Below are 24,883 nucleotides of genomic sequence, written 5' to 3'. Positions count from 1 at the left end.
TTTAGTTCTTATCTTTATCTACTAATTTTTTAGCACTGATCCAAGGCATCATCGCACGCAAATTACGCCCTGTTTTTTCTATCAAAGAATCATTCATATTTTTGCGTTCTGCATGCATTCTAGCAAAACCTGCACGGCGTTCTAAGATAAAATCTTTTGCAAAAACACCATTTTGTATATCTTTTAAAACACCTTTCATCGCTTTTTTAGTCTCTTCAGTAATAATCTTTGGCCCTGTAATATAATCGCCGTATTCTGCAGTATTTGAGATAGAATAACGCATATCTGCAATACCACCTTGATAAATCAAATCCACAATGAGTTTCATTTCATGCAAACACTCAAAATAAGCCATTTCAGGTTCATAACCTGCTTCAACCAAAGTCTCAAAACCTGCTTGAATCAAAGCACTAAGCCCACCACAAAGCACAGCTTGTTCACCAAAAAGATCTGTTTCTGTTTCGGCTTTAAAGGTTGTTTCTATAATACCTGTGCGTCCGCCCCCAATCGCACTTGCATAACTTAAGGCTAAATTTTTAGCATTTTTACTTTCATCTTGATGGATGGCTATTAAACAAGGAGTTCCACCTCCTAAAGTAAATTCATTTCTTACTGTATGTCCTGGTGCTTTAGGTGCTATCATGATAACATCTATACCTTTTGGAGCAACAATTTGACCATAGTGGATATTAAAACCGTGCGCAAAAGCTATAGCCTTGCCTTCACTTAAATTTGGTTTTATTTCGACATTAAAAATATCTGCTTGAATTTCATCAGGAGCTAAAATCATAACCACATCTGCTGTCTTAGAAGCTTCACTTACACTCATTACTTCAAAACCAGCATTTTTTGCTTTAACAGCACTTACACTACCTTCACGAAGTCCGATAATTACATTTACGCCATTATCTCTTAAATTCATCGCATGAGCGTGTCCTTGAGAGCCAAAGCCTATAATTGCTACTTTTTTTGATTTGATTAAATTTAAATCACAATCTTTATCATAATATACTGTAATAGCCATATTCACTCCTTAAAAATTCAAAAATTAAAGGTATTATTATAGCAATTAAAGTATAAATTTCATATTTTTTTTATAAACTTTATGTAAGAATTTTACAAAAAATCATAAAGTATCAAAAGTGAAAGAATTTTTAAACAGTCTTAGTTATGGCATTAGCTCTCATGAAGTAAGCAATGAATTTAAACAAATTTTAAGAGAGCTTTTAGCTAATCATATCATCAAAGAACACAAAAACAAATACTATCTTAACAATGGTTTTGCCTTTGGAGTACTTGATATTTCAAGCAAAGGCACAGGTTTTTTACAATGCTTTGATGAAAGTTTTAAAAAAGATCTTTTGATAGAAAACAAAAACCTAAAAGGTGCAAACTATAAAGATATAGTCGCGGTAAAACTTCTACCTTTAAAGAAAAAACGCCCCAGTGCAAAGGTGATTTTGGTTCTAAAAAGAGCCAATGAAACCTCTTTAGTGATCACCAAAAGGTATGGCGAAGCCGTGCTTGGAATGAATATCAAAACAGGATTAAGCACTGCCTTAAAAGCTTCTCAAAAATCTTTAAAAGCACTACCTTTAGGGACAATTTTAAAAATAGAAAATGAAAATAACAATATCATAGAAGTTTTAGGACATATCGATGATGAAAGCGTAGATGAAAAAATCTCCCTAGCTCTTTTTAATAAAAATAACGAATTTAGCGACGCTTGTATCAAAGAAGCTCTAGCAAACGGCGATAGTGTTGATGCGAGTATGTATGAAAATCGCATGGATTTAAGAGCCTTGCCTTTTTGCACCATAGATCCTATACATGCAAAAGATTTTGATGATGCGATTTATTTTGACATCCAAAAACGAGAAATTTATGTAGCTATTGCTGATGTTAGCGAATATGTTTATGCTTATAGCGCTATAGATAAAGAAGCAAGAAATCGTGGATTTTCTATTTATTTTCCACATATTGCTATACCTATGCTGCCTCATCCTTTAAGTGAAAATATCTGTTCTTTAAAACCTCATTTAGATCGCTTAGCGTATTGTTTTAAAATCACACTCGATCATGAAAATAAAGTCATCAAAGAAGAACTTTTTGAAGGTATTATCAACTCAAAACGCCGTTTTAATTACGATGAAGTTGATGAAATTTTAGTACAAAAACCTGATTTAAAAGAGCTTTCATGGCTTTATGAGCTTTTTGAAATCACAAAAAATTTACGCAAAATGCGTCTTAAAAATGCCTTTGAATTTCGCACCGAAGAATTAAGAATGAATCTAGATGAAAACTTAAGTCTAAAAAGCACAGTTTTTGAAAAAGACACACCTTCGCATAATTTGATCGAAGATTGTATGCTTTTAGCCAATAAAGCCGCAGCAAAACTCATAGATATAGGCGTTTTTAGAAATCACTTAAGCGCTGATGTAAGAAAAATCGATAAGCTTTTAAATGAATTACGCGAACTCGGAATCGATGTAAATTTTAAGCCCAATCTTCCTGAACTCATACGAGACATACAAGCTTTAGCCGATGAGTTAAATTTAAGAGCAGAAGTAGATAAACTCATCATCAAAGCACAAAAAAAAGCGGAATATTCTAGTGTAAATGCGGGACATTTTGGCTTAGGTTTTGATAAATACTCACATTTTACAAGCCCTATAAGAAGGTATTCTGATCTTATTTTACACAGACTTTTAAAAGCCAAACAAAAAAACGATGAAAAACTTTTTAATTATCTACTTTTAAACATAGAAAGCACTTGCGAGAATCTTAGTACACTTGAAAGAGAGGCGGATAAGGTTGCTTTTGATTTTATGGATAGAAAATTTGCTAGATGGGCGGCTAAAAATATAGGCAAAAAATTTAAAGCTTTAGTTGTGCAAAATGATGGAGTTTGCATAGCTAAACTAGATGATGAAATCAAAGGAGCGGATATAATCCTTTATGATACGCGTGTAAATTTGCTAGAAAGTGTTGAAGTGCAAATCATGGAAGCGGATATAGTTATGGCAAAAATTTATGCTAAAATCACCCAAAGACTCATAAAGGAAGAAAATGTATAGAAAAGAGCTTCAAATCTTACTTTCTAAAGATTCAATACCTAATTTTTTCTTTCTTTATGGAGCAGATAATTTTCAAAGCGAACTTTATGCTGAATTTATAAAAGAAAAATATAAGCCCGATGAAACTTTGAAACTTTTTTTTGAAGAATACAACTTCACTCGTGCGAGTGATTTTTTAAGCGCAGGATCGCTTTTTAGCGAAAAAAAATTACTAGAAATCAAAACTTCTAAAAAAATTCCAACAAAAGATCTTAAAGTTTTAGTAGATCTTTGTAAAAACAATGCGGACAATTTCTTTCTTTTAGAGCTTTATGATGAAAGTTCTAAACAAAGCGATATAGAAAAAATTTTCTCTCCTCATTTTGTAAGATTTTTCAAAGCTAACGGAGCTAAAGAAGGCGTGGAACTTTTAAGCATAAAAGCAAAACAACTAGGGGTTGAAATCACTCAAAATGCTTTATTTACTCTTTTTACAAGTTTTGATGAAAACTTATATCTTGCTGCGAGTGAGCTTAATAAATTTAGTGGTTTAAGAGTAGATGAAAAAACCATAGAACAATACTGCTATAGTTTGAATACAGGAAGTTTTGAAAGCTTTTTTGAGAAAATTTTAAAAAAACAAGACTTTAAAAGCGAACTTGAAAAAATTTTAGATAATTTTAATGAAATTGCTTTAACCAACTCTTTGTATAATTCTTTTTATCGTTTGTTTAAAATCGCACTTTATGCTAAAGTCAATGGTAAAATTGACTTTAAAGATCTTTTAGGCTATACTCCACCTCCTCAAGTGGGACAAAATTTAAGCTCTCAAGCCTTTAGTTTAAAAATCGAACAATATAAAGAAATTTTCACTCTTTTGCTTAAAAGCGAATACGAGCTTAAAACCAATTCTAAGCTCGTAAAAAAAGAATTTTTGATTTCAAATTTGCTTAAACTTGCAAGGATTTTGAAAAGCTAAATAGTAAAATTATAAAAATTAAAATCACTTTTTTTATTATAAAACTAAAAAATGTTGCTATAATACTTTTAATAAAAACAAAAGGAATGAAAATGGATTTTGAAAATCAATTAAATGCTATCGTTGAAACAATAGCTGAACGCAAAACACTTGTCAATACTGAAGAAGCTACAAAAATGACTTTTATAATGCCCTTTTTAAAAACATTGGGTTATGATGTTTTTAATCCTAGTATTGTTGTGCCAGAATATACAGCAGATATAGGAACTAAAAAAGGCGAAAAAGTGGATTATGCTATTTTCAAAGATTCAAAACCTTTTATTTTAATTGAAGCTAAAAATCATACTGAAAATTTAGATAATCATAACAATCAGCTTGTAAGATATTTTAACACTAATCCTAGTATTAAATTTGCCATTCTTACCAATGGTATTGAATATAGATTTTTTACAGATATTGAACAACAAAATCTTATGGATAAAATACCATTTTTAGTTGTTAATCTTGAAAAACTTAAACCTAGAGATATTAAAGATCTAAAACGTTTTATTTGCACTGACTTAAACTTAGATGAAATTCTAAGCATTGCTATGGAGAAAAAATATTACCGAAGTATACAAGAAATTTTTAAAAGCGAAATAGAAAATCCAAGCGATGAATTTACAAGTTTTTTTGCTAAACAAATGACAGAAAAAAGAATGACTAGTGCTGTTTTAGAAGAATTCAAAAATTACATTAAAAAATCTTTTAAAGAAATTATTAATGATTTAGCTTATGAAAAAATCACAAGTATTAAAAACAATCTTCAAAACATAAACGATGATGAAAATGATGAGCAAATTGATGAAAGTAAAGATATTGTCACAACAGAAGAAGAATTACAAGGTTTCTATATAGTAAAATCAATTCTTGCTAGTGTCAGTGCCAATCTTGAAGATGTAAGTTACAAAGATACTTTAAGCTATTTTAGTATTTTATATCAAGGCAAAGTTACTAAGTGGATATGTAGATTATATTTTAATACAAGCAAAAAATCTATTAGTTTTCCGGATGGAGCAAGTTATAATATAGAAAAATTAGAAGATATTTATCAATATAAAGCAGATATTATCAAAGCATTTGAAAGCAGAAAGTAAAATCATTTATTGATTTTACTTTCACTCCATCACAAGTCGCATAAGGTGTAAGTCCTCACCTTGTGTGATTTTATATTCTATACTTTGACATTTAGGACACTTAAAAACATTTTCTTCTAAAATGCTTACTTGATCACATTTTAAGCATAAAATTTCAAGTGGAGCAAGTTCTATAAAAAGTTTAGCATTTTTACAAATATTTGAGTTTTCTTTAAAAGTTTCAAAACAACGCTTAAAAAGATCCACTTCTATACCACTCAAACGCCCGATTTTTACATAAATTTCTTGCACATTGTAAGCCTTATTGTTTAAGGCATTTTCTTCACAAAGTTCGATTAAAGATTCTACTATACTTAATTCGTGCATTAGCAAATTCTTGGTAAAAGTTCGCCTTTAGGACTTTCTAAAAAGCGTTTTGCCCCATAAGCGTTTTGTAAGATCACACGTGCTTTTTTCTCTTCTAAAACTTCTCCTATAATACTCGCATTTACATTGTATTTTTTTAGAATTTCTAAGGCTTTTAACTCATCTTCTTTTTCCACGCAAAGTATGAAAGTGCCTTCATTTGCAAGCTCATAAGCTTCATAACCAAAAAGCTCGCAAAGTCCTAAAACCTCATCTTGAACGATGATTTTTTCTTCAAAGATCAAAAGATCATTTCCGCTTTGCTTTGCCCACTCATTTAAAACCGCACTAAGCCCCCCACGAGTAGCATCTCTCATTGCTACAACCTTTATATCTTTTTCTAAAAGCTCTAAAACCTCTTTATCCAAAGCCTTACAATCACTTTTAACATCAGCTTCTAACTCATTTCTTTTGATTAAAACACTAGCTCCATGCCTTCCTATATCACCTGAAAGAAGTATGCTAAGCCCTGCTTTGATATTTTTACTTTCTTTTTTAGAAATAATTTCACCTAAGGCCGTAGTGTTGATATAAATTTCATCTGCTTTGCCCTTAGGAACAACTTTAGTATCGCCACAAACTAACATAACTCCGCATTTTTCACATTCTTCTTTAATGCTTTTTAAAATGCGTTCTAGTTTTTCTAGCTCAAAACCTTCTTCTAAGATAAGCCCTAAACTTAGATATTTTGGCTTAGCACCTACCATCAAAACATCGTTAATAGAACCACAAACACAAAGTTTTCCTATATTAACCTCTTCATCTAAAAAAATCGGACTTAAAACAAAAGAATCTGTGCTTAAAGCCAAATTTCCTAAAATCGCTGCATCATTATTTGCGTTTAAAATTTCATTATCAAAGATCTTAAAAAGCTTAGTTAAAAGCTCGTTCATCTCTTCTCCGCCACCTCCGTGGGCTAAGGAAATATTTTTCATACATTCACCTTTGAGTATTTATAATACGCCGCACAAGCACCCTCGCCAGAAACCATACAACTTCCTATAGGACTTCTTGGCGTACAAGCCTTACCAAAAACTTTACAATCATAAGGCTTGGCCAAACCTCTTAAAATTTGCCCACAAATACAGGCTTTGCTTTCATTTTTACTTTGCACCGTACAATCAAATTTTTTACTCGCATCATAAGCACTAAATTCTTCTTTTAGTTCCAAGCCCCCATCTTTAATAAGCCCTAAGCCACGAAATTCAAAATCACACACCCTAAAGTATTTTTTTACTAAATTTTGTGCTTTAACATTACCTTCTTTACTTACGGCTCTTTTGTATTGATTATACACTTTAAAAGTGCCTTCATTGCTTTGTTTTATGATATTTAACACACTTTCTAAAATATCAACTGGCTCAAAACCACTCACCGCTATAGGGGTTTTAAACTTTGCTGCTAAAGGCTCATAAATACCATAACCTGTAATCACACTCACATGAGAAGGGCCTAAAAAAGCATTGATTTTTACATTTTCATCATTCATGATCGCTTCTACAGGCGCTGGAACTGTGATATGATTGATATGAAAAAAGACATTATTTATTTTTTCTTCTATAACCTTTTGAAGAAGTAAAGCACTCATAGGCGTAGTAGTTTCAAAACCTATAGCAAAAAAGATGATATTTTTGTTTAAATTTTGCTTAGCGATTTCCAAAACCTCAAGTGGAGAATAAAGCGCTCTAACATCAGCCCCTTTAGCTCTTAAATCAAGCAGAGAAATTTCACTTCCAGGCACCCTTAAAAGATCTCCTAAAGTACAAAAAATCGTATCTTTCATGGAGGCTAACTTGATAGCTGTATCAATGCGAACTCTTGGCATAACACAAACAGGACATCCTGGCCCATGGATAAAGTTAATTTCCTTTGGCAAAATAGAAGGTAGGGCATATTTCATAATACTATGCGTATGCCCACCGCAAATTTCCATGATATTGATAGGATTTTTAAGTTCTTGTTCTATGAGTTTTTTTAAAGCTAAAATGCTTTCTTTATCTCTAAATTCATCGATGAAATTCATTTAAACCCAAATCTCCTTCATCACTTTTTATCTCTCCACTATTCATTTTTTCTACTATTTCTTGATAGGTTTTAATGCTTTCTAGTGCAGCTTCTTTGTCGATTTTTTCCATAGCAACGCCTACATGGATTAACACATAATCGCCTTGTTTTAAAGGCTCATCAATCAAATCCAAATTAACTTTTCTTTTCACACCTAAAGTTTGCACTAAAGCATTGTTTAACTCATCGATTTCTAAAATTTCAGAAGGTATAGACAAACACATTAAAAAAGCTCCTTTTTAAGTTTAAGCACCTTATACCAAAGCTCCATATTGGTGCCATTTTTTGCATCAAGAGTGATAATATCTGCTCTAGGATTTAATTCTTTAATCAACCTAGTCGCCTCTTTAACATCAAAATCAAAATGATGAGCCAAATCTGCCTTTGTGATTAAAACTATATCAGCCTTTTTAAACATCACAGGGTATTTTTGCGGTTTATCACTTCCTTCGGTTACTGAAAGCAAAACCACATTTAAATGCTCTCCTAAATCATAACTTGCAGGACAAACCAAATTTCCAACATTTTCTATAAAAAGCAAATCCACATCATCAATGACTAAATGATGCAAAGCCTCATGCACCATAAAAGCATCCAAATGACAGCTTTGCCCTGTAGTGATTTGATACGCCAAAGCTCCGGCATTTTTTACTCTTAGGGCGTCATTATTGGTTTCTAAATCCCCTTCAATCACAGCAATTTTAAGTTCATTTTTCAAAGCCTTGATCGTGCTTTCTAAAAGCGTGGTTTTTCCGCTACCTGGAGAACTCATTAAATTGATACAAAGCGTGTTAGCCTCATTAAAATGCGCTCTATTGTGTTTAGCTTCTTCATCGTTTTTGCTTAAAATTTTAGAAATTACTTCTATGGTTTTACTTTCTTTTAAACTTGGATTTTCATGGTGGTGATCGTGATGATGATCATGCGTATGGCTTGAATTTATAGAGCAGCCGCAATCTTTACACATTTTCTTTCCTTTATATTTTTTGTTTCATTTTAACCTTAAAAGCATTAAAAAATTATGAGTTTAAAGATAAAATCACTCTTTTTTTAAAAAATGCACCATTTGTCCTAAAGCTATGGAGCTATCATTGCAAGGGTATTTTAAAGGTATAAAAAAATCAAAATTTTTAGCTTTTAAAATTTCAAGCAAGGTTTTGTTTTGAAAAACTCCTCCACTTAAAAGCACTTTTAAATCATAACCTTTGCTAAAATCTATGATAAAATTTGCCAAAGCATTAAACATACCTGTAATTGCTTTAGTTTTTTCATCTTGCAAAGCCCCTAAAATTAAATTTTTAAAATTAACCTGCCCTTTTTCTACAAAAAGCTTATAAGAAAAATCAAGATTTTTATCATAAAAAGCTTCACACATCAAGCCAACTTGAGCCTCATAAGAGCTTTTTTCTAAGTTAAAAACAATACTTCCAAAAGCATCGATAATGCGTCCTAAAGAACTTGTTTGTAAGTTAGAATGTGAATAAATTTTTTTAAGATTTTCAAGTTTGATTTTTGGAATTTTTGCTAAAAAATCTTTAGCCTTATCTTCTAAATCATAATGAAAAATAAGACTTAGAGCCAAATTTTGTATATTTTTAATATCACTATTTATGAGAGTGAAATTTTCAAAATGTGCAATTCTTTCATATTCTTTTAAATTTCCTATAAAAACTTCTCCACCCCAAATTTTACCATCTTCTCCATAACCTGTTCCATCGCAAATAAAAGCTAAAGCCTTTTCATCTTTTGTAAAATTTTCTTCATATTCAAAATAAGCCGCACAAAAATGCGCATAATGATGAGAAATTTTAATCCTTTCTTTAAATTCTTTTGCATAGCTAAAATGCGGGTGTTTATCGCACAAAATCGCATCAAATTTCAAATCATAATTTTTTTTAAAAAATTCTAAAAGTTTAAAAAATCTCTCATGTACATCAAAACTTTTCAAATCCCCTATATAAGGAGAAATTAAAAGTTTATTTTCATAAAAAATCACAAATTCATTTTTAAGCTCCGCGCCCAAAGCTAAAAAAGTGCCTTTTTTATTAAAATTTCTTTCCAAATAAAAAGGATTTAAACCCCTTGAAGTACGCAAAAACATAGTTTTACCATTTAGCACTTGAGCTATGCTATCATCACTTGCATTGATAATTTCTCTATCATAATCCAAATAAAAATCAAAAACTTTATCAAGTTTTTGACACAAATTAAACTCATCTTTAATGATACTTTCTCCGCTTAAATTCGCACTTGTTGCCACAAGACTTCCTTTAAAATACTCAAAAAGCAAAAGATGTAAAGGCGTATAAGCTAGCATAATACCGATTTTATCAACATCAGGTGCGATTAAAGAAAAGGCTTTTTTTGCCTTTAAAATCACAATAGGAGCTAAAGCTCCACCAAGCAAGGCTTCTTCATTTTCATCTATAAAGGCAAGTTCTTTAGCACTTTGTAAATCTTTACACATCAAAGCAAAGGGTTTTTTAGGGCGATTTTTTCTAAGTCTTAGAGTTTTTAAAGCCTCTTCATTAAAAGCATCGCACATGAGATGAAAACCGCCCATGCCTTTAATGGCTAAAATTTTACCTTCCTTTAAAAACTTCGCACTTTTCATAAAAGCTTCTTGATCTTTGGCTAAAATTTCACCCTTTGAATTTTTAAGAAAAACATTGATTTTACACTTAGGACAACTAATAGGCTGGGCATGAAAACGCCTATTTTTAGGATCTTCGTATTCGCTTTTGCAAAACTCACACATCAATAATTCTTGCATGGAAGTATGGGCTCTATCATAAGGAAGACTTTTTATAATACTAAAGCGTGGCCCACAATGTGTGCAAGTGATAAAGGGATACAAAAAGCGTGGATTTTTTTCATCAAAAAATTCTTTTTTACATTCCTTACAAAGTGCAAAATCACTTAACATAGGTGTGCTTTTTATGTTCTTTAAAGAAGGAGTGATACTAAAATTTTCATAGTTTGAAATAGAAATTTGCGTGATTATAAGCTTGTCTATTCTTGCTAAAGGTGGGAGATGATTTTTTAAATTTTCTATGAAATTTTCACATTCTTTTTGAGTACAAGCAAGGATGATTTCTACCCCAAAACCATCATTTCTTACCTCTCCAAAAAGCTTTGATTTCAAAGCTAGTTCATAAACTAAGGGGCGAAAACCCACCCCTTGAACTAAACCTGAAATTTTGATCTTATATCCTAAGTGGCACATCGCTTAACTGACAATTTTTAAGATGTTTTAAGGTATTTTTAAGCAAAGATTTATGTTCAAACAAAGATCCACTTATAAGCGCTAAATCACTTTGCTTTTTCTCTCTTAATTCATCATAAGTATCACGCAAGAAATAAGCCAAACTCTCAACTGCTCCATAAGCGATATTAGCACTATCTACACCTGCTAACATAAAACTCATAGTAGATCTTAAAGTTCTTGTATAATCAAAACTTTTATCTTCTTTCAAACGATAATCAATCTTTACTCCACGAGGCATTTTTGACTCATCAGCGATTTTTAAAAGCTCACTAGCACTCTCTTGTAAATTTTTACCTAAATTTAGCACTCTACCCACTAAGCCAAGCAAGGAATAAAAATTATTTTGAAGTTCAAAACTTTCATCTAAAAGAGGAAATTCCTTGCTAAAATTTTCTAAAAGCCTTACACCAATTTCATCTTTTTTAATCCCTTCATAAAGTTCTTTGCTGTGTTTTGGTAAGCAAAGTTTAAGCAAATTAAGCTCTTTGTTAATAAGCAAAATATCTTCATCATCTTTGCTAAGCTCTAAAATAAAAGCCTTTTCTTTATAACGGCTTACAAGATAAGAAATTCTTGCCATATTTTTATCTTCTTTAGAAAAAATAAGCTCTCTTGCCTTAGCATTGATAAATTCAAAGCCTTCCAAAACCACCACTTGCTCATCTAAAGCACTGATATAAAAATCTTTTTGGTATTCTTCTATTTTTTTTACGCTTAAAAATTTATATTCATTTTCAAAAAGTTTTAAACTTAAAGCAAAGCAAAACAAATCTCTAGCAAGTCTGATTTTAAAATCATTAAAATCAAGATTGTGATTTTTTCTAAACATGGCATTAAGCCTTAGCTTCATCAAAGGTTTTTCTAAACTTGCAAGAAGTTTTAAATTTTCATTTGAACAAACAAAAACTGAATTTATAGCCTTAATATCACAAGGAAGTAAAAAATCTCCTATAAATTCGTTCTTAAACAAAGAAAATTCATAAATACCATTTTTATCTTTTAAATAAATCTTTTTTTCTTGACTTAACAAATCAAAGGCAAGGTTTAAAAAAGTGTTGAAATTTTCTTCATCGATTTTTTCAAATTCTGATAAATTACTTGAAAATTCACACTCACAAAACACACCCCATTCGTTTTTGTTTAAAAGTTTTTTTTCTTGATAGGCATTAGAATTTAAATGAGTAATATAAGAAAATCTTGAAAATTCTTTATCTTCTGGCATACAAGGGTTAAAATCCTGTCCCGCTTTTACATCAAATTTTTTCAAAAAAACACTATGACTCATGAAATTTAAAGAATCGCAAAAAGTCTTTAAATTTTCTTCATCTGCATCAATAGAAAAATGATAAATATTTTCTTCTTTGCTAAGGGTGTAATTGTAATTTTTCGCATAAAAACGCAATAAATATTCAAAAATATCATTATCCGCATTATAAATAAAATCAAAATCCAAAGTCATATTATGCCTTTTTTGAAAAATAAACTATTAAATATAACATTTTAACTTAAAAATTCTTTCTCTCTTTGCCTAAAATCACTCATAAAATGCTCCATAAAAGCGTAAAATTCTTTGCTGTGATTAGGAAATTTTAAGTGGCTGATTTCATGCAAAATCACATATTCAATAGCTCTTAAACTCTTTTGAACGAGTTTTAAATTTAAATTAATATAAGCTTTATTATGATTGCAAGAACCCCAACGCGTTTTCATATTTTTAATGCTTAAATGCGTGTAAAATAAACCTGTTTTTTGGCTCCATTTTTTAAGATAAAAAGTAAAAATCTTTTTGGCATTTTGTCTTAAAAATAAATCTAATTTTGCTTTATTTTGACAAAGAATTTTATCTTTATCAAAATAAGTTTTTTTAGCATTTTCATCAAATATAATTTTATATTTTTTAGCTAAAAAGATTAATTCATCATCTTTTAAAACTTTTTTTTCAAATCTTTTTTTTGCCTCATTCATCCAAGAACTTGATTTATCTAAAAACTCATAAACACTTTTAAAAGTGCAAAAATAAGGAATGCTAAGAACAAATTCACCCCTTTCATTTAGCCTTAATCTTAAAGTTTTTATGCATTTTTTAGAATAAAAATAGCACTCATCTTTATAAATAAATGATTTTAAACTAGAGCTTTGCCTTGCCATTTTTTACTTTTCCATCTGTATGAATTTACCATTCCACGCAAAAACTCATCCACACAAAATCCTATCCAAACACCTAAAATTCCAAGATTAAAATAAAAACAAAGCACATAACCCACAGGCAAAGATACCCCCATCATAAAAACAAGTCCACTAAAAAATGGAAATTTCGCATCGCCACTTGCACGCAAGGAATTGACCATGACTATATTGAAAGTTCGTGAAATTTCAAGAAAGATTGAAAGGACAAATAAAGGTATCATTAAATTTTTTAGCTCTTCTTTAAGCCCTAAAATTTGCATAGTAAAATCTTGACAAAGATAATTTAAAAGTGCCACTAAAGCACTCGCTATCACACTAAAATACAAAGCACGCCAAGCATGTTTATAAGCGATATTTTCATATCTAGCACCGACTAATTTACCTACTATGATTTCATTAGCTATGCTTGTAGCTTGCCCTATAAGCATGATAAGCATTGAAATTTGAAAATAAATCGTTTGCACACTCAAACTCGCCTCGCCTAAGCTTGCTACAAAAGCAAAAGCTATAGTGTATTGGACTATCCACAAAAGATTTTCCCCTGCTGAAAATCCGCCTATATTTAAAACCTTTTTTAATACCTCTTTTTCAAGTTTTATCATTTCTTTGATTTTAAGATGAATTTTAAGTTTATAAAAAAGTATCACAAGTAAAGCCACTATAGCAACAATACGGGCAAAAATATTACTAAGCCCTACTCCAAAAAGTTCTGATTTTGTATAATGCAAAACATAATAATTTCCACAAATCACCACTATATCCATCAAAAAGCCTATAAGCATAACCCAATAAGCCATATTATAAACCCTTACAATAGCAGCTAAAACAATTCCTATGGCATCAAAAAACAAACAAATTGCAAGCATGTTTAAATAAATTTCGCTATCTTTAAGCAGTTCTTGTGGGATTTTTAAAAGATAAAGCAAATACTCTCCATGCCATAAAATAAGCGCACCACATACAAAGCCTAAAAGTGCATTTAAAAATAAGCTTTGATGGATCACTTTTCTTGCTAAAACATGATCTTTTGCACCAATAGCCTGAGCTATCACCACACTACAACCCACACTTAAAAATGAAAAAATAGTGATAAAAAGATCTAAAATTTGATTTCCAGCCCCCATAGCACCGACAAGAAAATTAGAATAATGCGACACCATAGCGGTATTGATAATCACGGTTAAATACTTAGAAAGCAAGTCCCAAAATATAGGAATACTAAGCCTTGTTAAAGAAAGTTGTTTTTTTGCCATGATTATTCCTTTAAAAAGCCGTATTCATAAATTTTTGGCTCTAACTTTTTAGCTAAAGCATTTAAAGCTATGTTTAAATCACTTAGTAAAACTTTATAATGCTCATCCTTTGCCTTGGAAGGATGCTTCATCCTGCCTTTTTCATCTCTACCTTGAAAAAATTCTTTGATATCATAAAGCGAAGCATTGACTAGATAGTTTTTATCTTCGCTATGGGTATGATAGTATTTAAAAAGTTCTTTTCCAGCTTTTAAAAGCTCTTTTGCTTGGAAGCTAAATTCTATCTTTGCTAACTCATCATCAAAAAGCGAGTTTTCATCTTTTATCTTGCCCTTTATAAATTTATACATAAAATCACTCTCAAAAGCTGATTTTTTTACGCCTAATTCTTTTTCACTAAAAGGTATAAAATGATTTATACCTTCTTTTGAGCTTATGCGATTTTGTCCGTGAAAAAGCATAAAAGCTAAACAATCACTTTTAAACTCATCATCATTTTCATATAAATCATTAGGATATAAAAACTGATCCCTATCATTTACCCAAGTAGCACTTATAGCATGACGCACTGAGAAGAATATAGAACAAGCTAATAAATTGTCATAATTTAAAAATATAGAATGTCCAGCATCTCTTGTATCGTGCATAATATAAACAAGATTTTGGTGCTGAAAATCCATTCTACCAGTATTCATCATTCCTAAATTCAATAATATATTTTTGTTTTTAAACTTAGATATCCATTTACCAATATGTAAATTATTATTACAATAAAAATTTTTCTTACCTAAAAAATTTCCATTTTCATTAAATACATCAAGTTTTATTTTTTTAAGATCTTCTTTTTTACTTGTATTCCATATCAAAAATCCTATGGGGAAATTTCCTTTTACATTATCAAAAGTATAAGCAGGCACTATAAAACCTTTTAAAAACTTAGCCTTAAAAGCTTGTCTAAATTTTATAAAATTTGTAGAATTTACATATTTTAAAGTCGAAAAACTAGCTAGTATAGCTCCTTCGATTTCATTATAAATTCTTATAAAAAATTGCGCAAAAAGTTCATTTCTAGCACTACTTAAAATAACTTTATATTTCTTATAAACATAATTATCAAGACTAACACCAGTTTTATGTTTTCCGGTTCCAGACATAGTAGAGCTATTTCCAGCTTCTGCATAAGGTGGATTTATAAAGATTATTAATTTTTTGCGTTTATTTTCATCCTTTAAAATCTCTTGCAAAATTAAAGGTAGTTTTGATTTTTGGATGATTTTACCCTTATCATCCACTTCATCAAAGAATTCATCATTTAAAAAATCAAATTGAAAAACATGATTTTCAAACAAATTCGCACCATTTTTTATACGCTCATGTATCACATCTATATCGGCTTTATCAAGAGTAGAGCAAAAGATATTTTTTTTATTTGTAAAATTTGCTAGTAAATTTCCTGTTCCACCCGCTAAATCCCATATATAATACCCCTCTTCATAATCCTCCCCAAAAGTTTTAGAAAGATACTCGCAAGCCTTATCCACCCAAATTCTTGGGGTAAAAAATGCTCCTTTTCGCTCTCTTACATCTTGATCTACAAGCAAATCTCTGCGTTTTATAATATAATCCCAAAATTCTTCCCTTGGAGGACGCTCATAAATCGCCCAAAATTCATGATGAGCTTTTTGATTATCTTTAAAAGAAGTGCGTTCGTTAATGATAGAGCCTAAATCACTTTTTGTTTTATTAAACTCATAATAATCTTTTTTAAGAATGGCAAATAAATTTTGACTGATGGTTTCATTTTCACTTGAAAGCAAATCAGCCAAATAAAAATCAGCATCTATGATCCCGCTTTTTTTAGCCAAATTCCAATCAATACTGATAGTATCTTTAACCATTTTATTCCATTTATGATAAATGCTTACAAAATTGTTTTTATCGATTTTAATTTTACTTATATTTTCACTTGTAAGATTTTCTTTTATGAAAGTTTTTAATTCTTCATCATTTTTTTCATAATAAAAAATTTGTGCTGTATTTAAAATACTATCTAATTCTTTTAGAAGTTTTAAAAATTGCTCACTTGTATGATTGCTAGGCGTTACACTAAAGTTTATATCGCTTTGATAAAAAATTTCTTGCAAACAAGCAAAGGGTAAAAAAGCTATCTTTTCTCCATCAAAAGCACAAAGTAAATTTGGAGTTTGCTCTGTATAAAATTTATATTTTCCTATGGTAAGCACAAGCTGTACAAAAGATTTTTTAAGCTCACTTTTTCCTTGTTTAGCTTCAGCCCAAAGCAAATTAATTTCACCTAAAAGTCCTAAATTTTGAGTGATACAAAAATCAATCTTAGCACCTACATAATTAAATTTAGAAAAATACAAATCCTTAATCTTGCTTTTTAAAGGTTCTTCGCTTAGTTTTAAAAGTGTTTCAAACAAAACTATATCCTTATAAAATTCTTTTTTAAGGATATAATTTTAATACAAAGATACTTGTTTTTGTATAAATCTCACCCAAAAGCACCGCTTAAATAAGCCTTGGTTTTTTCTTGTTTTGGATTTTCAAAAAATTCTTTACTTTCACCAAATTCTATAAGCTCTCCAAGATGAAAAAATGCTGTATAATCAGCTACGCGTTTGCCTTGTTGCATATTATGCGTAACCATGATCATAGAAAGATTATGACTTAATTCTTTTAAAAGCTCTTCAATCACGCCTGAACTTATAGGATCAAGTGCAGAAGTTGGCTCATCTAAAAGCAAAAGTTTAGGTTTGATCGCTAAAGCTCTTGCGATACAAAGGCGTTGTTGTTGTCCGCCTGAAAGAGCTAGGGCATTTTGCTTTAATTTATCTTTAACCTCTTCAAAAAGCCCCACTTTTTGCAAGCAATCCACCACCAAAGCTTCTTCTTCATCTTTGTTTTTAATCATACCATGAAGTTTTGGTGCATAAGAGATGTTTTCATAAATGCTTTTTACAAAAACATTAGGTTGTTGAAAAACCATGCCTACATTTTTACGCAAGGCTACTACATCTTGATTTTTAACATCTTTTCCTTCAATTTCCACTAAACCATCGATTTTTGCAATTTTATCATTCATTCTATTAAAACAACGCAAAAAAGTGGATTTACCACATCCTGAAGCACCGATGAGTGCAGTAATTTTGTTTTGCTCTATTTGCATATTGATATCAAATAAAGCTTGTTTTTTTCCATAAAATAAATTTAAATTTGTTGTTTTTGCTATCACTTTAATTTTCCTTGAAAATATTTTCTTAATAATATTGCACTAAGATTTAACACGACTAAAAGTCCTAAAAGCACAATAATACCCGCTGCTGTTCTTTCTAAAAATGCACGCTCTGGCATAGCCGACCATGAGTAAATTTGAGCAGGTAAAACGCTAGTTGGATCAAAAATCGAACTAGCTACATCAGGGATAAATGCTATCATACCGATAATCATCAAAGGTGCAGTCTCGCCTATAGCTTGAGCTAAAGTTAAAATAGAACCTGTTAAAATCATAGGCATAGCCAAAGGTAACATAATACCTTTTACCATTTGAACCTTTGTCATACCTAAGGCATAAGCAGCATTTTTCATATTGATATCCACACTTTTTAAGGCCGCTTTGGTTGAAACAATGATAATAGGCAAACTCATGATCGCCAAAGTAAGCCCACCCACTAAAGCACTTGAACGAGGCATTCCAAAAAGATTGATAAACACTCCAAGTCCTAAAAGTCCAAACAAGATACTAGGAATACTTGCAAGGTTGTTAATACACACTTCTATAAAATGTGTAAGGATATTTTGTGGTGCAAATTCTTCTAAGTAAATTGCCGCTGCAACGCCTATAGGAACACTCACAACCATACAAACAAGCATAACAAGCAAAGTCCCTATAACTGAAGATAAAATTCCTGAATTTTCAGGAGATTTTGAGTCCCCATTTAAAAAGAAATTGCTATTAAATTTAAGCTCTATCTCGCCTTTTTGCACAAGATCATCGACTAAAGTTCTTTGTTTTTCACTAAGGCGATTATATTTTTGCTTCATATATTGATCTACTTCTGAATTTGCCAAAAGCCAAGTTTTTTCAGTGATTTGTCCTGTTCTTATTTTTCTTTGTTCTGCGCGAGATAAAAGATCATAAGCAGGAGAATTTCTATTAGCCTCTACAAAAATATAAGTTTGCTTAAAAGCAGGAAATCCAAGATAAGCTACACTTCCTAAAAAGATACAAAGAAAAATTAAATTAATATAAAGCCCCATTTTACAAAGTCTTTTAAAAGACTTTGAAGCTTTTTGTCTTTTTTTAAAAAGTTTTTTCATAAATTTTTCCTTTTGTGAAAGCGATTGATAAGATAAACGCTAAACATATTGATGATTAAAGTGATGACAAAAAGCACCAAACCTAAAGAAAAAGCACTTAAAGCCAAAGAACTATCAAAAGCTTGATCTCCACTTAAAGCTTCTACGATTTTTACCGTTACCGTTGTCATATCTTCTAAAAAATTTAAAGTTAAATTTGGACGCAAAGAAGCTGCCATCACCACTATCATAGTTTCGCCTAAGGCTCTTGAAAGTCCTAAAAGACAAGCTGCAACTATACCAGGAATAGCCTCAGGTAAAATCACGGCAAAAACCACTTCTTTTTTTGTCATACCTAAAGCATAAGCGCCATTAATCCTTTTCTCGCTTACTGCTTCAATGCAATCTTGAGATAAAGAAGCCACTATAGGTACTATCATGATCCCCATGATAAAACCTGCGCCTAAAGCACTTTGAAAGCTTGCTTGTATGCCAAATAAAGAAAAAAACCACACTATAAAAGGCGCTACAACTATAGCCGCAAAAAATCCAAAAACAACAGTAGGAATCCCTGCAATGATTTCTAAAATAGGTTTTAAGTAATTTTTAGATTTTTTGCCAGCAAAAACACCTAAATATATAGCACACATAACCCCTAAAGGTAAAGCCGTTAGCATAGCAATCAATGAAATATAAAAAGTTCCCCAAAAAAGCGATAGCGCCCCAAAAACACCTTGTTTACTCGTGCCATCTGCATTCATAAAAGCTGCATCAGCTGCCCACTGACTTGAGAATAAAAAGGTAACAACGCTTTCTTTTTGAAAGAATTTTAAAGCTTCAATTAAAATTGTAAGCATGATAGCAAAACTTACTATCACGCTTACAAAAGCACATAAAAAAAGTGCAAATTTGATTATTTTTTCTTTTAACAAAGTTTTTCCTTAAAAAACTTTTCCAGCTTTTACAAGCTCATCATTTAAAATTTTTCTATCTTCTACGTGTTTTTGAGAAGCTTTTAATTTATCATCACTCAAAGGAACAAGTCCTATTTTTTCAAGCTCTCCACCACTTTTTGCCAAATCATCACTCATATAAATTTTTGCAAAATCAAAGGCTTCTTTTGGATTTTTCTTAGCATTGATATAAATAAACAAACTTCTTGCAAGTTCGTATTTTTCATCTGCGATGCTTTCTTCGCTTGGCGTAACACCATCTATATTAGCAGCATTGATTTTGTCTGAATTGCTCACTAAAAAGCTATAACCAAAAATTCCAAAAGCATCCTTATCAATAGTAAGTTTTGAAACGATTAGATTATCATTTTCACCACTTGGGATATAAGCACCATCTTGGCGTATGGTTTTATACTCGCCTTTATACTCAGGAATTTTTTTAGACACATCACTCATTACAAGCTCTTCTATAGTATCTCTTGTTCCTGAACTTGATGGTGGACCATAAACACTAATTTTACGATTTGGTAAATTTTTATTGATTTGATTCCAGTTTGTATAAGGATTTGGTATAAGTTTTCCATTTTGTGGAATTTCTTTTGCCAATGCTAAGAAAAGTTCTTTTTTTGTGATATTTAATGGAGCATTGGTTTTATTTTGAGCTAAAACTATACCATCATAACCTATCATCATCCCTACTATATCAGTTACCCCTGCTTTTTTGCAAGTTTCAAATTCGCTTAATTTCATAGGTCTTGAAGCATTAGAAATATCAGTAGTTCCTTCACAAAATACCTTAAATCCACCCCCTGTTCCCAAGCTCTCTACTATAGGAGTTTTTGTATTTTTGATCGAAGCATATTCTTCAGCTACAAAAGAAGTAAAAGGATACACAGTCGATGAACCTGCGATTTTTAAATCTACTGCATTTAAAGCACCACAAAGTGCAAGACTTGCCACACTTAAAGATAGAATTTTTTTCATTTTTTCTCCTTAACTTTAAAAAAGTAATGGAAGTTTAAAAAAACTTGGAAACATTTTGGAAACATTTTTTATTTTGTATTTTTCTTAAATATAATTTTTAACTATCAAAAAATTTAGCTTGTTTTTAAAAAAATAATATATCATTATAAAACATTTTAAATTTTAATAAGGAGATAAGAATGCTTTCTAAAGAAGTTGTAAAATTACTCAATGAACAAATAAACAAAGAAATGTATGCAGCAAACTTATATCTTAGTATGAGTTCTTGGTGCTATGAAAACAGTCTTGATGGAGCTGGAGCCTTCTTGTTTGCACATGCAAGCGAAGAAAGCGATCATGCTAAAAAGCTTATCACTTATCTTAATGAAACAGATTCTCATGTAGAGCTTCAAGAAGTAAAACAGCCTGAACAAAATTTCAAATCTTTACTTGATGTTTTTGAAAAAACCTATGAACATGAGCAATTTATCACAAAATCAATCAATACTTTAGTTGAACACATGCTAACACATAAAGACTATTCTACTTTTAATTTCTTACAATGGTATGTAAGCGAACAACACGAAGAAGAAGCACTTTTCCGCGGTATAGTTGACAAGATTAAGTTAATCGGAGAACACGGAAATGGACTTTATTTAGCTGATCAATACATCAAAAATATTGCATTAAGCAGAAAAAAATAATCTTTGCCCTACTATGGGCAAATCTCGCTTTGGATTGAAGGTATGACTTATTTTTCTCTAGAATTTAGTATTTTAATGATAGCTTTTTTTGCTATTTATTGGACTTTTAAAAATGATTACAAAATACAAAATATTTTAATTTTAATTTTCTCTTATATTATTTATATTTTAATCAATCCTTATTTCGCCTTAGTTTTATTTATATATACCTTTTTTATACACTATTTTGCCTTGCTAATTTTTGTGCGTCGCAAGCGTTATATTTTCGCTACTTGCATGGCTTTTATTATTTTAAATTTATGTTTTTTTAAATACTTTCCTAGTATCAAAGGAAGTGTTGATGAGATATTAAATTTTTTCGGTTTAGAATTTTTAAATATTGATTTAGTATTACCAATAGGAATTAGTTTTTATACCTTTACTTCTATTACTTATCTTGTAGAAGTTTATCAAAAACGCCGTTTAGAAAGTTTTTTAAATTTAGCAACCTTCTTATCATTTTTTCCAACACTACTTTCAGGGCCCATTATGCGAAGTTCTTTTTTCTTTGAACAGGCCTATCAAAAACGCGAATTTAAACATGCAAATTTAATCATCATCTTGCTTGTTTTTGGTATAGTTAAAAAAGTTTTAATAGCCAATTACCTTGGAATTTATGCTAAAAGTATTTTAGACTTTCCACAATCTTATAATTTCATACAACTTTTAAGCGCAATTTACGCCTATGCAATTCAAATATACTGCGATTTTAGCGGATATGTTGATTTAGTTTGTGCTTTTGCTTTAATGTTAGGTTTTACCCTTCCGCCTAACTTTAACATGCCTTATCTTGCAAAAAACCTAAAAGATTTTTGGGCTAGATGGCATATCAGTCTTTCAACCTTTATAAGAGATTATATCTATATACCTTTAGGGGGCAATAGAAAAGGAATACCACGCACTGTAGCTAATATACTCATCGCTTTTATACTTTCAGGTATGTGGCATGGCAATACACTTGCTTTTATTGTTTGGGGTTTATTGCATGGTATTGGCATAGTTTTTATACATTTGCTAGCTTTAAGCAAATTTAGTTTACAAAAAATTCCAGCTTTAGGAAGATTTTTAACCTTTCAATTTGTATGTTTTACTTGGATTTTCTTTTATTATAGCAAAAATCTAGAAGATGCAATAGAATATTTTAAAGCTTGTTATTATAATTTCTTCCAAATTCCATCTTATAACGATATCTATATGTTGGTTGCTTTTGGGGTTCTTTTTATGATCTATCCTTTATTTATTAATTTTAAAGAATATTGCATTAAGATTTTAAATCTTACTCCATTTTTACTAAAACCTTTTATCATAGCTTTTATTTTACTTTTGGTTTTTGCTTTTATGCCAGATGGAATTCCTGATTTTATTTATTCGAGTTTTTAGATGAGTGTAGTTAGATTTTTCTTCATTTTGATTATGGTGCTTGGCTTGGTTGTTGTAGTTATGAATCAGAGCATTAGCTCTTATATAGAACAAAAATATCATTTTGCATTCTATCCTCATAATGATCTTTTAAAAGAAGCCAATGGCTTCAAAATTAAATTAGAACAAATTCGTGCAATTTTAAGCAACGAACCCTTGCCTCAAACCAATGAAGAAACTACAAATCAAGAAAGTAAATCAACAGATGAAAACTTAAGTAAAATAGATAAAGTTCTAAACACTTTAGAAAATGATGAAAACACTTCTCATAAAGAAACAAATCTAACCTTAATCCAAGATGCAAATATTAGTTTTATCGACAATACCAAATTAGAGCTACAAAATGGAGATGAGTTTTTATTTATCGGAGATTCTTTAATGCAAGGTGTTGCAATAGCCTTAAATAGAGATTTAAGAAATTTAAATCTTAAGGTAACCGATCTTAGTAAACAAAATACAGGCCTTTCTTATAAATCCTATTTTGACTGGTCAAAAGCCACCAATGAAGCTTTTATTAAAAACTCAAATATTAAATATCTTGTTGTTCTTCTTGGCGCTAATGATCCTTGGGATATTAAAAAAGGAGGAAATTACCATCGTTTTGGCTCCCCTTCTTGGATAGATATTTACACAAGTCGTGTAGATGAAATCATTAAAATCGCTAAAAAACATAAAGCCAAAGTTTTTTGGTTTGAAATCCCTCCTGTAAAAAAAGAAGATTTGAACAAAAAAATACAAGTGCTCAATAAAATTTACAGCGATGAAATTCTTAAAAATAAAGAAATTTTTATCAACACTAAGCTATTTTTTAGTGTCAATGATGAATACTCAGCTTATATAAAAGATGAAAACAATAGAAGTATAAAAGTAAGAACAGATGATGGGGTTCATTTTACTCCAAGTGGCGCAAGAGAAATGTCTAAACTTTTATTAGAACACATAAAACTTAAGGAAGAAAATGCTAGTAAATAAATTTAAAATTATCTTATTGTTTTTTATTATTTTTACTAGCTCTTATGCACAAAATTTAAATACAAATGACACAATAGATTCCATACTCAATCAAAACAAAAATCACTCTGCTTTAACAAGTTATGTATTAAAAAAAGATCTTAAAAATCTAGAAAAAAAATTAGAAAAAAATCAAAACATAGGAATTAGAATTTATGGAGATTCTCATATGGCGGCTGATTTCTTTCCGCGTGTCATAAGAGGATATTTAATCCGCTCTAACTCTATAGGTTTTGCCTATCCTTTACAGCCTAAATATCAACAAAATCTTAATCTTGTTTATTCTTATAAAAACTTTGAAATTTTAAACTCAAGAAATCCTGCTAATGCTGGACATAATTTTCCATTAGGTGGGATAATAGCCAAAGCAAAAACTAAAGGCGCAAAAATCAACCTTGATACAACCCTAGATAAAAAAAATTTCAAAATAGGATTTTTATTTAAAGCCAAGCAAAATACCAATGCTTTTAGCATCAAAGATGCAAAAAACCAAAGCTATGAGTTAAGAACTACACAAATTAACAAATGGTCTTATAAAGAACTAGAACTTGATCTTCCTTTGCAAATTTCAGCCTTACAAAAAGATGCTGAGCTAGGAGGATATTTCATCACAAATAAAGATAATAATGTTTTCTTAGATACCATTGCAATCAATGGTGCCAAAAGTGATTTATGGCTCTCTTGGAATCAAACAGTTGTAAAAAAAGAACTAGGACTTTTACACAATGATTTAATTATTCTTGCCTATGGTTCTAATGATGCACTCTTTAAAGGGTTTGAAAAACAAAAATTCAAAAATAATTTAAAAAAATGGATTAGTATTTTAAAAACTTACAATAAAAACGCTGTTATCATGCTAATCTCTCCACCAACTGTAGTTCAAAAACAAGGTAAAAACTACAAGCTTGCTCCTGATTTTTTTACCATACGCAAAGCATTATATGAAGTTGCTAAAGAAGAAAAAACTCTTATTTTTGATATGCATCAGTTTATGCAAGATAGTGGGGGAAAAAACAAATGGATAGAACAAAAGCTTTCGCTCAATGATGTACATCTTACTATAAAAGGCTATGAGCTGATGGCTAAAAAGTTACTCGAGGATTTAAAAAATATCATTGATTATTAA

The 24,883-nt window shown here is 30.4% G+C and carries 22 protein-coding genes; 7 read left to right on the top strand and 15 right to left on the bottom strand.

Annotated features, from left to right (window positions below; all coding sequences use genetic code 11):
* Window position 1: 1 nt before the first annotated feature.
* Entirely contained in the window at window positions 2-1,024 is a 1,023-nt protein-coding gene (ilvC, locus tag AJN70_RS06025; RefSeq protein WP_002921147.1) for a ketol-acid reductoisomerase, read from the bottom strand.
* Between the two features lie 118 nt (window positions 1,025-1,142).
* Here ilvC and AJN70_RS06020 point away from each other — a divergent pair, with 118 nt between their 5' ends.
* From AJN70_RS06020 to AJN70_RS06010, 3 genes are all read left to right on the top strand, one after another.
* The gene (locus AJN70_RS06020; RefSeq protein WP_057042592.1) at window positions 1,143-3,077 is read left to right on the top strand and encodes an RNB domain-containing ribonuclease; all 1,935 of its coding nucleotides are present in this window, start codon (window positions 1,143-1,145) and stop codon (window positions 3,075-3,077) included.
* Complete coding sequence (gene holA, locus AJN70_RS06015; RefSeq protein ID WP_002919844.1) at window positions 3,070-4,035, top strand: DNA polymerase III subunit delta; 966 nt, start codon at window positions 3,070-3,072, stop codon at window positions 4,033-4,035. Before AJN70_RS06020 ends, holA begins: the two co-directional genes overlap by 8 nt.
* 92 nt (window positions 4,036-4,127) lie before the next feature.
* Window positions 4,128-5,171, top strand: a complete 1,044-nt coding sequence (locus AJN70_RS06010) for a type I restriction endonuclease (RefSeq protein ID WP_002799865.1) — start codon at window positions 4,128-4,130, stop codon at window positions 5,169-5,171.
* 21 nt (window positions 5,172-5,192) lie between these two features.
* On the opposite strand, the gene hypA is transcribed toward AJN70_RS06010, so the two are convergent.
* The 14 genes from hypA to AJN70_RS05940 form a co-directional block, all read right to left on the bottom strand.
* Complete coding sequence (gene hypA / locus AJN70_RS06005) at window positions 5,193-5,537, bottom strand: hydrogenase maturation nickel metallochaperone HypA (protein ID WP_002876687.1); 345 nt, start codon at window positions 5,535-5,537, stop codon at window positions 5,193-5,195.
* Window positions 5,537-6,511, bottom strand: a complete 975-nt coding sequence (hypE, locus tag AJN70_RS06000; protein WP_002787379.1) for a hydrogenase expression/formation protein HypE — start codon at window positions 6,509-6,511, stop codon at window positions 5,537-5,539. Before hypE ends, hypA begins: the two co-directional genes overlap by 1 nt.
* A complete protein-coding gene (hypD, locus tag AJN70_RS05995; protein ID WP_002785902.1) occupies window positions 6,508-7,599 on the bottom strand; it encodes a hydrogenase formation protein HypD in 1,092 nt (363 codons plus the stop codon). Before hypD ends, hypE begins: the two co-directional genes overlap by 4 nt.
* Entirely contained in the window at window positions 7,583-7,864 is a 282-nt protein-coding gene (locus AJN70_RS05990) for a HypC/HybG/HupF family hydrogenase formation chaperone (protein ID WP_002776342.1), read from the bottom strand. The genes hypD and AJN70_RS05990 overlap by 17 nt, the downstream gene beginning before the upstream one ends.
* Window positions 7,864-8,607, bottom strand: coding sequence for a hydrogenase nickel incorporation protein HypB (gene hypB / locus AJN70_RS05985; protein WP_002888492.1), 744 nt, complete (start codon window positions 8,605-8,607; stop codon window positions 7,864-7,866). The genes AJN70_RS05990 and hypB overlap by 1 nt, the downstream gene beginning before the upstream one ends.
* 72 nt (window positions 8,608-8,679) lie before the next feature.
* The gene (gene hypF, locus AJN70_RS05980) at window positions 8,680-10,866 is read right to left on the bottom strand and encodes a carbamoyltransferase HypF (RefSeq protein WP_070295603.1); all 2,187 of its coding nucleotides are present in this window, start codon (window positions 10,864-10,866) and stop codon (window positions 8,680-8,682) included.
* A complete protein-coding gene (locus AJN70_RS05975; protein WP_070295602.1) occupies window positions 10,847-12,367 on the bottom strand; it encodes a hypothetical protein in 1,521 nt (506 codons plus the stop codon). Before AJN70_RS05975 ends, hypF begins: the two co-directional genes overlap by 20 nt.
* A gap of 41 nt (window positions 12,368-12,408) precedes the next feature.
* Window positions 12,409-13,056 (bottom strand): M48 family metallopeptidase, encoded by a 648-nt coding sequence (locus AJN70_RS05970; RefSeq protein WP_070295601.1) that lies wholly within the window; start codon window positions 13,054-13,056, stop codon window positions 12,409-12,411.
* A complete protein-coding gene (locus AJN70_RS05965) occupies window positions 13,032-14,348 on the bottom strand; it encodes an MATE family efflux transporter (RefSeq protein WP_070293713.1) in 1,317 nt (438 codons plus the stop codon). The genes AJN70_RS05970 and AJN70_RS05965 overlap by 25 nt, the downstream gene beginning before the upstream one ends.
* A gap of 2 nt (window positions 14,349-14,350) precedes the next feature.
* The gene (locus tag AJN70_RS05960; RefSeq protein WP_070295600.1) at window positions 14,351-16,792 is read right to left on the bottom strand and encodes a hypothetical protein; all 2,442 of its coding nucleotides are present in this window, start codon (window positions 16,790-16,792) and stop codon (window positions 14,351-14,353) included.
* A 71-nt stretch (window positions 16,793-16,863) separates the two neighbouring features.
* A complete protein-coding gene (gene pstB, locus AJN70_RS05955) occupies window positions 16,864-17,604 on the bottom strand; it encodes a phosphate ABC transporter ATP-binding protein PstB (RefSeq protein WP_002776307.1) in 741 nt (246 codons plus the stop codon).
* Window positions 17,601-18,689, bottom strand: a complete 1,089-nt coding sequence (pstA, locus tag AJN70_RS05950; protein WP_002892320.1) for a phosphate ABC transporter permease PstA — start codon at window positions 18,687-18,689, stop codon at window positions 17,601-17,603. The genes pstB and pstA overlap by 4 nt, the downstream gene beginning before the upstream one ends.
* Complete coding sequence (gene pstC, locus AJN70_RS05945; RefSeq protein ID WP_002776292.1) at window positions 18,686-19,600, bottom strand: phosphate ABC transporter permease subunit PstC; 915 nt, start codon at window positions 19,598-19,600, stop codon at window positions 18,686-18,688. The genes pstA and pstC overlap by 4 nt, the downstream gene beginning before the upstream one ends.
* 9 nt (window positions 19,601-19,609) lie before the next feature.
* Window positions 19,610-20,605 (bottom strand): substrate-binding domain-containing protein, encoded by a 996-nt coding sequence (locus AJN70_RS05940; RefSeq protein WP_002892318.1) that lies wholly within the window; start codon window positions 20,603-20,605, stop codon window positions 19,610-19,612.
* Between the two features lie 179 nt (window positions 20,606-20,784).
* On the opposite strand from AJN70_RS05940, the gene ctf reads away from it, so the two are divergent.
* Genes ctf through AJN70_RS05920 form a run of 4 tightly spaced genes read left to right on the top strand, consistent with a single transcriptional unit; the run spans window position 20,785 to window position 24,883 of the window.
* On the top strand, window positions 20,785-21,288 hold the full coding sequence (ctf, locus tag AJN70_RS05935) for a non-heme ferritin (protein WP_002852256.1): 504 nt from the start codon (window positions 20,785-20,787) through the stop codon (window positions 21,286-21,288).
* Window positions 21,289-21,330: 42 nt separating this feature from the next.
* Window positions 21,331-22,707 carry an MBOAT family O-acyltransferase gene (locus tag AJN70_RS05930; RefSeq protein ID WP_002892316.1) on the top strand — a complete coding sequence of 459 codons (1,377 nt, stop codon included), beginning with the start codon at window positions 21,331-21,333 and terminating at the stop codon, window positions 22,705-22,707.
* A complete protein-coding gene (locus AJN70_RS05925; protein WP_022552253.1) occupies window positions 22,708-23,718 on the top strand; it encodes a GDSL-type esterase/lipase family protein in 1,011 nt (336 codons plus the stop codon). It begins immediately after the preceding gene.
* The gene (locus tag AJN70_RS05920) at window positions 23,705-24,883 is read left to right on the top strand and encodes an SGNH/GDSL hydrolase family protein (RefSeq protein ID WP_002859110.1); all 1,179 of its coding nucleotides are present in this window, start codon (window positions 23,705-23,707) and stop codon (window positions 24,881-24,883) included. The genes AJN70_RS05925 and AJN70_RS05920 overlap by 14 nt, the downstream gene beginning before the upstream one ends.

It is taken from the genome of Campylobacter sp. BCW_4341 (genome assembly GCF_001764255.1).
GTDB classification, from domain to species: Bacteria; Campylobacterota; Campylobacteria; order Campylobacterales; family Campylobacteraceae; genus Campylobacter_D; species Campylobacter_D jejuni.
The sequence above is the reverse complement of the archived record's forward strand: the minus strand, read 5'-3'. Positions and strand labels throughout refer to the sequence as shown.

Bases quoted from the DNA above. Each gene is read 5' to 3' on its own strand.
- hypD (WP_002785902.1), bottom strand. From the start codon at position 7,599: ATGAATTTCATCGATGAATTTAGAGATAAAGAAAGCATTTTAGCTTTA.
- pstA (WP_002892320.1), bottom strand. From the start codon at position 18,689: ATGAAAAAACTTTTTAAAAAAAGACAAAAAGCTTCAAAGTCTTTTAAA.
- AJN70_RS05975 (WP_070295602.1), bottom strand. From the start codon at position 12,367: ATGACTTTGGATTTTGATTTTATTTATAATGCGGATAATGATATTTTT.
- hypA (WP_002876687.1), bottom strand. From the start codon at position 5,537: ATGCACGAATTAAGTATAGTAGAATCTTTAATCGAACTTTGTGAAGAA.
- holA (WP_002919844.1), top strand. From the start codon at position 3,070: ATGTATAGAAAAGAGCTTCAAATCTTACTTTCTAAAGATTCAATACCT.
- AJN70_RS05990 (WP_002776342.1), bottom strand. From the start codon at position 7,864: ATGTGTTTGTCTATACCTTCTGAAATTTTAGAAATCGATGAGTTAAAC.
- AJN70_RS05930 (WP_002892316.1), top strand. From the start codon at position 21,331: ATGACTTATTTTTCTCTAGAATTTAGTATTTTAATGATAGCTTTTTTT.
- AJN70_RS05925 (WP_022552253.1), top strand. From the start codon at position 22,708: ATGAGTGTAGTTAGATTTTTCTTCATTTTGATTATGGTGCTTGGCTTG.
- hypB (WP_002888492.1), bottom strand. From the start codon at position 8,607: ATGTGTAAAGATTGCGGCTGCTCTATAAATTCAAGCCATACGCATGAT.
- ctf (WP_002852256.1), top strand. From the start codon at position 20,785: ATGCTTTCTAAAGAAGTTGTAAAATTACTCAATGAACAAATAAACAAA.
- AJN70_RS05940 (WP_002892318.1), bottom strand. From the start codon at position 20,605: ATGAAAAAAATTCTATCTTTAAGTGTGGCAAGTCTTGCACTTTGTGGT.
- ilvC (WP_002921147.1), bottom strand. From the start codon at position 1,024: ATGGCTATTACAGTATATTATGATAAAGATTGTGATTTAAATTTAATC.
- AJN70_RS06010 (WP_002799865.1), top strand. From the start codon at position 4,128: ATGGATTTTGAAAATCAATTAAATGCTATCGTTGAAACAATAGCTGAA.
- hypE (WP_002787379.1), bottom strand. From the start codon at position 6,511: ATGAAAAATATTTCCTTAGCCCACGGAGGTGGCGGAGAAGAGATGAAC.
- AJN70_RS05965 (WP_070293713.1), bottom strand. From the start codon at position 14,348: ATGGCAAAAAAACAACTTTCTTTAACAAGGCTTAGTATTCCTATATTT.
- hypF (WP_070295603.1), bottom strand. From the start codon at position 10,866: ATGTGCCACTTAGGATATAAGATCAAAATTTCAGGTTTAGTTCAAGGG.
- AJN70_RS05970 (WP_070295601.1), bottom strand. From the start codon at position 13,056: ATGGCAAGGCAAAGCTCTAGTTTAAAATCATTTATTTATAAAGATGAG.
- AJN70_RS05920 (WP_002859110.1), top strand. From the start codon at position 23,705: ATGCTAGTAAATAAATTTAAAATTATCTTATTGTTTTTTATTATTTTT.